This is a genomic window from Streptomyces sp. NPDC058751 (genome assembly GCF_042746485.1).
In the GTDB taxonomy this organism is placed as follows: Bacteria; Actinomycetota; Actinomycetes; order Streptomycetales; family Streptomycetaceae; genus Streptomyces.
Genome location: NZ_JBHYPZ010000071.1, coordinates 1 through 7,680, shown reverse-complemented (window position 1 = coordinate 7,680; position 7,680 = coordinate 1). Strand labels below are relative to the sequence as shown.

General features: G+C 71.3%; 6 protein-coding genes. 3 read left to right on the top strand and 3 right to left on the bottom strand.

Annotation, left to right across the window (positions count from 1 at the left end; translation table 11 throughout):
- Positions 1-290 precede the first annotated feature (290 nt).
- Positions 291-1,742 carry an FG-GAP and VCBS repeat-containing protein gene (locus ACFW6B_RS39270; RefSeq protein ID WP_386604368.1) on the top strand — a complete coding sequence of 484 codons (1,452 nt, stop codon included), beginning with the start codon at positions 291-293 and terminating at the stop codon, positions 1,740-1,742.
- A 188-nt stretch (positions 1,743-1,930) separates the two neighbouring features.
- On the opposite strand, the gene ACFW6B_RS39265 is transcribed toward ACFW6B_RS39270, so the two are convergent.
- The gene (locus ACFW6B_RS39265) at positions 1,931-2,968 is read right to left on the bottom strand and encodes a hypothetical protein (protein WP_386604366.1); all 1,038 of its coding nucleotides are present in this window, start codon (positions 2,966-2,968) and stop codon (positions 1,931-1,933) included.
- A gap of 244 nt (positions 2,969-3,212) precedes the next feature.
- On the opposite strand from ACFW6B_RS39265, the gene ACFW6B_RS39260 reads away from it, so the two are divergent.
- Positions 3,213-6,059, top strand: a complete 2,847-nt coding sequence (locus ACFW6B_RS39260) for an AAA family ATPase (RefSeq protein WP_386604364.1) — start codon at positions 3,213-3,215, stop codon at positions 6,057-6,059.
- Between the two features lie 165 nt (positions 6,060-6,224).
- Positions 6,225-7,016, top strand: a complete 792-nt coding sequence (locus ACFW6B_RS39255) for a hypothetical protein (RefSeq protein ID WP_386604361.1) — start codon at positions 6,225-6,227, stop codon at positions 7,014-7,016.
- Positions 7,017-7,071: 55 nt separating this feature from the next.
- Here ACFW6B_RS39255 and ACFW6B_RS39250 read toward each other — a convergent pair whose 3' ends face one another.
- Both ACFW6B_RS39250 and ACFW6B_RS39245 read right to left on the bottom strand, forming a co-directional pair.
- On the bottom strand, positions 7,072-7,320 hold the full coding sequence (locus tag ACFW6B_RS39250) for a DUF2283 domain-containing protein (protein ID WP_386604360.1): 249 nt from the start codon (positions 7,318-7,320) through the stop codon (positions 7,072-7,074).
- 15 nt (positions 7,321-7,335) lie between these two features.
- The gene (locus ACFW6B_RS39245; protein ID WP_386604359.1) at positions 7,336-7,542 is read right to left on the bottom strand and encodes a hypothetical protein; all 207 of its coding nucleotides are present in this window, start codon (positions 7,540-7,542) and stop codon (positions 7,336-7,338) included.
- Positions 7,543-7,680: the final 138 nt, after the last annotated feature.

Sequence of the window (7,680 nt, the reverse complement as noted above, 5' to 3'; positions counted from 1 at the left end):
TTCGCCATCGCCACCTCTAAGCTCCTGAGGGCCACGGACAAAGCGGGGGTGGTTATCCCCTACCGCTGACCGGTGTAGACCGGGGGGGCGGGCGACGGAGCCGGTCCGTCGCCCGCCGCACCCGCTCGTCCGTCAACGATCACTCGTACTCGCCGAAGCGGTGGGCCCGAACGCGGCGCATTCGGATGATCGCCTTCACCCGTACAACCATTCGACCGCCGGCGATGTCGTAGTCCGCAGTCGATCGGATCCACAGGTCGATCACAGCACGTTCTCGACAACGGAGACCCATGCACGCCAGACACACCGCCCTCGCTGCTGCCGTGGCCCTCGCGGCAGCCGTCGGCACATCTCTTCTGACGGCCCCCTCGGCGTCGGCGGCCCCCGCCAAGCTGTCCGACGACTTCAACGGCGACGGCTACCGCGACCTCGTCATGCTGGGCGGCTCGCACGGCAAGGACGGCCGCGTCACCGTCGTCTACGGCACGTCGACCGGTCCCGGCACCCGCGTCCAGGTCATCCACCAGGACTCACCGGGCATACCCGGCGCGGTGGAGGCCGACGACGGCTGGGGAACCTCCGCCACCACGGCCGACCTCGACCGCGACGGCTACGCCGACCTGGTCGTCTCCTCTCCCTACGAGGACGTCGGCGACATACAGATGCGCGGCGGGCTGACCGTCGTGTGGGGCGGCGCCAAGGGCCTCGGCTCGGGCACGGTCTTCAACTCGCCGGTCCCGCAGGAGTACGAGAACTCGGGCGACGTGTTCGGCGAGGACGTGGTGTCCGGCGACTTCGACGGCGACGGGGACCAGGACCTGGCCGTCACCAGCAACAGCCACGCGGGAGTGGTCCTCCTGAAGGGACCCTTCACGCGTACCGGCGGCAAGAGCGGCTGGGACTCCCTGGGCGGTTCCTACGGATACCTGTGGGCCCCCAACCTGGTGGCCGGCCGGGTCACCGCCGACGCCGCCACCGACCTGTACATCCTCGGCTCCGACCTCCAGCGCAACACCGACGGCGACCTGCGGGCCTACTTCCACCGCGGCGGCAGCACCTTCACCCAGCACACGGGTGAGCTGCGGGTGCCCGACGACCAAGGCCACCAGGGCGGCGACATCCTCTCCGTCGGCGACTTCGACAAGGACGGCTACGGGGACCTCGTCATCGGCCGCGGCTACGAGACGGACGACAGCGAGCGCGGTTACGTCACCGTCCAGTACGGCGGCCCGAACGGTCCCGACACCGCGCGCAAGCCGGTCAAGTTCTCCCAGGACACCACCGGCGTGCCCGGCTCGTCCGAGAACGAGGACTACTTCGGCTCCGCCGTCGTCGCCGGTGACATCAACGGCGACGGCTACGCGGACCTCGCCGTCGGCGCCCGCGGCGAGGACCTCGGCACCAAGCGCGACGCCGGTACGGTCACCGTCCTGTTCGGCCGTGCGGGCGGGCTGTCCGCCACCGGCGCCAAGTCCTACACCCAGGACACCTCCGGCATCACCGGCACCGCCGAGACCGAGGACCAGTTCGGCTCCAACCTCAAGCTCACCGACTACACCCGCGACGGCCGCGCCGACCTGCTGATCAGCGTCAACGAGCAGCTGGGCTACGAGGACCGCTGGGGCCTCGTCCACCTGCTGAAGGGCTCCGGCCCGGGCATCACGACGACGGGCTCGACGTCGTACTCCGTGACGTCGCTGAAGCTGTCGTACACGCGGCTGGGCGGCCCGTTCGCCCGCTGAGCCCACGGGGCCGCGGACCACGGGCCGCGGACACCGACCGCGGACCACCGGCCGACAACCGAAGCACGAACCCCGCGAAGCCCCCGCCCGCCGGCACCGAGCCGGAGGGCGGGGGCTTCGCGTCCGGCCACGGCGTGGAACCGGCACCGGACGCATGGCGGTCGTGCCCGAGGCACCCCGCCCTCACATCAGCAGCCGACGCGGAAGTCGACGCTCTCGTCGGCATACCTGATGGACAACCCGAATCCTCCGTCGGTACCGGTGTAGGCCCCGCGGACCGCGATGGTCCGGCTCTCCCCGGCCGGAACCGATCCCGACGGGGGGTCCACGATCACGCCGGAGAGAGCTTCGGAGCCGGGAGCGTCCGTGGTGCCGCCGAGGGCCGCGGTCCACTCGACCGCGGCGCCGGCCGCGAGGACCGTGACGGAGCCGTCGAGGGCGGAGCAGTCGGCGGGGTCGATGCCGGTGGAGCCGGCGCCGGAGAGGGTCGCCTCCTGCGGAGGGTCCGTAATGGTCGGCGTCGGTGAGCCGGAAGTGGTCAAGGCAACCCGGGAGGCCGGTCCGGGAGTGTTCTGATGGATGACGAGTTGCGCGGTGGACTCGCCGGGTTCGTCGGACTCGTCGCCCCGTACGACCCAGACCTTCAGCCTGCAGTCCTGCTCGGGCGCGATGACCTCGTCCTCGCAGTCGTCGCTCCGGTGCCAGGCGGCGGCGCCCGCGCCCTCGAACGTCATCGAGGTGAGCCGCAGGGCCGCGGTACCCGTGCTGCTGATGGTCACTTCCTTCCCGCACTCCTCGCCGGGGCAGGACAGTTCGAGCGCGGCCGGGGACACCTCGGCGCCCGCGTTCGGGTCGATCGTCCTTGAACCGGAGGGCGGAGTGGGGGTGGGGATGGGGGTGTCGTCGGACGAAGCGGACACCTTTGCACGGTACTTGTCGTACACGGCCTGGACGGTGGTGCCCCCGTCCGACGGCCCGTGGGCGATCGCGGTGAGGGACGTGTCCAAAGAGGTCTCCAGCGCCGTGACCGAGGCGAGGGGGGCGACGAGGGCCACCACGATCAGGACCGCCCTGGCCGATCTGGCCGCCAGGGCGGTCACCGCCATCACCACACTGGTGCCGGTGAGTCCGGTGAACGCGGCGAGCTCACCGAAGTGCGCCAGGAGCGCGGAAATGATCAAGCCGACTATCGCTTCGGCGAGTTGAGTTCGAATGATGCGGCCCATGACAGCCTTTCTGCGAGTGCGCGATCGAGGAAGAACACCTGTCAACAGCGAGGCGGAGGGGGAGGAACTGGTGGACTGCCGGCGGAACTGCCGACGGTGGTGGCGGTCAGGAACGGAGGGCCTCGGAATCGGTGCGCCTACGATGAACCCCGTACGTCGCCCGGGTCGTCAGTACTGGCACGTGACCCACGTACGCAGAAGCGTTGTCGACCACCGCGGCGGCCGCTCGCGGGATACTGGCGAAATGACAGGCGACTTCGTTGGACGGGCCGTCGAACTCGCTTCACTGGCCCGGCGGATCGAGGCCGCGGCGCACGGCACCGGATCGGTGGTCCTGCTCGCGGGCCCGGCGGGCATCGGCAAGAGCACGCTCGCGGCCGAGGCGCTGCGCCGCCACGCCGAACCGTCGGGCCGTACCGTCGTACGGGGTCACTGCTCCCGGGACGAGGTGGCGCCCCCGTTGTGGCCGTGGCAGCAAGCCCTGCGGCACGCGGGGGTCGACCCGGGGCTGTCCGCGCGGCCGTCGGGGCCGGCTCTCTCCTCCACAGCGCACACGGCCCACGCGGCGGAGGCGCGATTCCTCGAACTGGCGCGGATGACCGCGGCGTTGACCGCGGCGGCCGCCGAACACCCGCTGCTCGTCCTGCTGGAGGACCTGCACTGGGCCGACACCGCCAGCCTCGACCTGCTGAGGCAGGTGGCCAGGCACGGGGACAACCGCGGACTGCTCGTGCTGGGCACCGTCAGGGAGCCGGTGCCCGAGGAGACCGCGGGAGCCCTCACGGACCTTCGCCGGTACGGCGCCGACACGCTTCGCCTGACACCGTTCAGCAAGGAGGAGGTGGCCCGGTGCCTGGGTGAACCGGCGTCGGGCACGGCCAGGACGGAGGCGAAAGCGGAGGCGGCCGAGGACGCGTACCGGCGTACGGGCGGGCTGCCGCTGCTCGTGGCCACCTTGCGCGCACACGCGAGCGAGGATCTGGGCACCGTCGTCAGCGGGCTGCTGACCGGACTCACCGACGAGCAGCGAGGGGTCGTACGGGCCGCGGCCGTGCTCGGCGAGCGGCTCGAACCGGGGCTGCTCTCCGCCGTCCTGCCGGAGCCGGACGAGACCGTCGTCGCCGAGGCGCTGGCGGCGGCCTGGCACGCCGGTGTCCTCACCACCGCCGGAAGCACGGCGGACACCGGGCGCGCGTACCGCTTCGCCCACGACCTCGTACGTGACGAGGTGCTGGGCCGGACCGCCCCCGCCACCACCCGTTCCCTGCACCGGGCCGCCGCACGGGCACTGGAACTGGAGCAGGCCTCCGCCGAGGACCCCGCCGAGGCGGCCCGCATCGCCGCGCACTGGCGGCGGGCCGGCCGGGAGCCCGCTTCCCGCGCCGCCGCCGCGCGCTGGTCACGGACCGCCGCGGAACTGGCCCTCGAACAGCACGCCTACGACGACGCCGCCCGGCACCTGGCGCACGCCGCCGCCGTACGCACCCCGGCTGACCCCGATCGCGCGGCCGTGCTCGTGGAGCTGGCCCGCGCCGAGTACCTCTGCGGACGCTACGACGCCTGCCTGCGCCACTGCGAGGAAGCGGCGACGGCGGCGCGCGAGAACGGGCAACCGGAACTGCTCGCCGACATCGCCCTGGTCCTGCGGGGTGTCAGCTTTCCGAAGGCGTCGGAGGCGGTCGTCCGGCTGTGCCGGGCCGCGCTCGCGGTCGAGGACCTGCCGGGTGCCGTACGGGCCCGGCTGCTCGCCCAGCTCGCCGCCGCCTCCGCCGATCTCGGCGATCTCGACGCGGCGGTCGGACACTCACGCGCCGCCTTCGCCCTGGCCCGGTCCAGCGGTGACCCGAGGGCCGAACTCGACGCGGCCCGGGCGGTCGAGACGACCCTGGCCCATCCGGACGGAACCTCCGAACGCCTGCGGCTGGGCGAGCTGACGGTGACCCGCGCCGAGCGGCTCGGCGACCCCCTTTCCGCGGTGATGGGCCACGAGTGGCGCGTACAGGCCGGATACCTGCTCGGCCGTCCGGACCTGGTGGACCAGGCGGTCCGGGGCATCAGGGACATCGCTGAGCGGTGCGGACTGCCGCTGGCGCGCTGGCACCTGCTGCGCGTGAGTGCCGCGCGGGCCGTACTGGAGGGACGCTTCGACGCCGCCCGCCGGCACAACGAGGACGCCGCGGAACTGGCGTTGGCCGGCGGGGACGAGACCGCGATCGCCATGAACCACGTCCTGCGACTGCAGTTGGCCCTGGTGCGCGGCGACGCCGCGGAACTGGCGGACGACATCTGGCCCCTGCTCGACCGGGCGCCGCATCTGCCCCTGCCCCTGTACCTGTCCGTACGGGGCAGGGCGCTGTTCCTGGCAGGGCGGCTGGACGAGGCGCGGGAGGCGTACGCCCGGCTGCGCCCGATGCTGCCGCTGCCGACGGTGAACCCCTCCTGGCCCGCGGTGCTGCTGCACATGGTCGACCTGGTCGCTCTGGTCGGGGACGTGGAGGGCGCGCGGCTGGTGTACGACCAGCTCTCGGCGATCCGGCCGTACCCGGGCGCGCTCGGCACGCCCACGGCGTACTTCTCGGGCACGGTCAGCCGCGACCTCGGTCGTCTCGCCGCGGTGGCGGGGCGCCCGGCGGAGGCCGAGGAACTGCTGCGCGAGGCGCTGCTGCGCAACCGGGCGTTGGGCGCACGGCCGGACGTGGCGCTGACCTGTCTGGACCTGGCCACCGTGCTGCACGACCGGGGTGAGCGGGACGCGTTGGCGGAGGCGGCGGCGCTGGCCCTAAAGGCTCTGGCGATCGCCCGGCAACTGGGCCAGCCCGGCCCGGCGTCCGCCGCGGTGCACCGGCTCGGCGAGATCGCCGCTCTGCGGGACGAGACGGACCCGCTCACCCGGCGGGAACGCGAGATCGCGGAGTTCGTGGTGCTGGCGCACACGAACCAGGAGATCGCCGCCCACCTGTTCATCTCCGAGCGCACGGTGGAAACCCACGTCAGCAAGATCCTCCGCAAACGCGGCTGCGCCAACCGGACAGAACTGGTGGCGCGGTGGGGGGCGGGCAAGAACGGCGGACCTGGCGGACAGTCACGGTAGTCGCCGTCGCGGTGCCGGTGGGTGTTGGAACGGGCTGAGCCGCTGAACGACGTCACGGCCGGCCAGAGGTTCGGCCGCCGGCTTCGAACCCCTACGCAAGCACGTCCTGCTTTACACATGGCCCTCGGGTACGACACCGGCTCGACGACGCATTAGCCTCCCCCTGTGACCCGCAACCGCAGCCGAACCGAGCGTCCTCACCCTGCCGAGCTCCCTTCCCGTCAAACGTTGCTGGAGAGCACGGATTGGGCGTCGCTGGCCACGGCATGCGGAACGGGCGAATCCCTGCCTGCCGGGCTGATACGCCTCACCGACCCCGACCCGGTGGTCAGGGAGTCCGCGGTCCGGGATGCGCTCGCGCCGGTGACTCACCAGAACAGCATCTACGAAGCCACCGTGCCCGTGGCGCTCTACGTTGCGGCGGTCCTCGACCATCCGGCCATCGCGACGGACCGTTCCCCTCACGATGCCAAGACGCCTCCGGGCGACCCGACTCTCGTGCGGCTGCTCGACTGGCTCGGCGACACCGCTTACGACGCTGACGACAAGTGCCTCGCTCTTGCCGAATGCCATGACGGTGAGGATTTTTTCGACGAGAACCAGGAGATGCGTGCGTTTCGCGACGCGCGCCCCGCAATTTTCTCCGCTGTTCAGGTCCTTCTCGGTCACGAGAACGCCGACATACGCCACGCGGCGCTGGTCGCCGCCATCCCCCTCATCGAGCACCCCCTCCTCACTCGGCACCGGACCGACCTGTCCGGTCACGCCCGACGTCTGCTGGCCACCAGCACTGACCGGCACCACCGAGACCGCGTCCTGGACACCCTGAAGGCATGGGGTCACGACACCAGCAGCCTGGAGAACGCGTCCGACATCGCGGCCCGCGAGCACTACGCCCGCTTCAGGGCCGCACGGGCGTCCTGGGAAGGCGGCTACAGCGAAGATCCGCCGTTCTGACCCGAGGTCCAAAGCGGCACACTGATCACCCGCCGTGGCCACCCCGCCTCCGCGTTCAGGCGTTGCCCCGGTTCAACGGCTCGGCGGCGTCGAGCAGATACCGGGGCAACTTCGAGCGTGCGTCCAGCACCTCGATGCCGAGCAGACACATGTCTCCGTCGAAGTCCAGGTTGATCATCCCGTCGACCGCGACGGGATCGCACGGGTGCATGTGGGCCACTTTCGTGAACGGCGCCTGAGGATCGGTGAAATAGATGTAGGCGGCGTTCGCCTCGGAGTCATAGGTCACCTTCAGATGCGTCATGGTCTCTGTCTTCTCTCAAGCTCGAGGAAGTGTCCGGTTTCCAGGATCGGGTTCGAAGAAGCCCCGGTCCTTTCTCCGCTGGTACGAGGATTCGGCCCGGGCCGGCCAGGCGTCGGCGGCCATGGCCGGGAACTTCTCCTTGAGAGGCTCGGCCAGTTCCGAGATCTCCTCCCACGAGTCAGCCAGGTACGTCTCGTTCTCCATCCCGATCGCGACTTCCACGCGGAACGGATCGTCCGACGTCTGCGGCGTCGATGATCCACGACGTGACTCCTCCTCCACCTGAAGGTGGGGGCTTCTCGCTAACCCTGGTGGGCGTCGCGACGGACCAGCCCGGCCCGTAGAACGTTGATGGCTCCC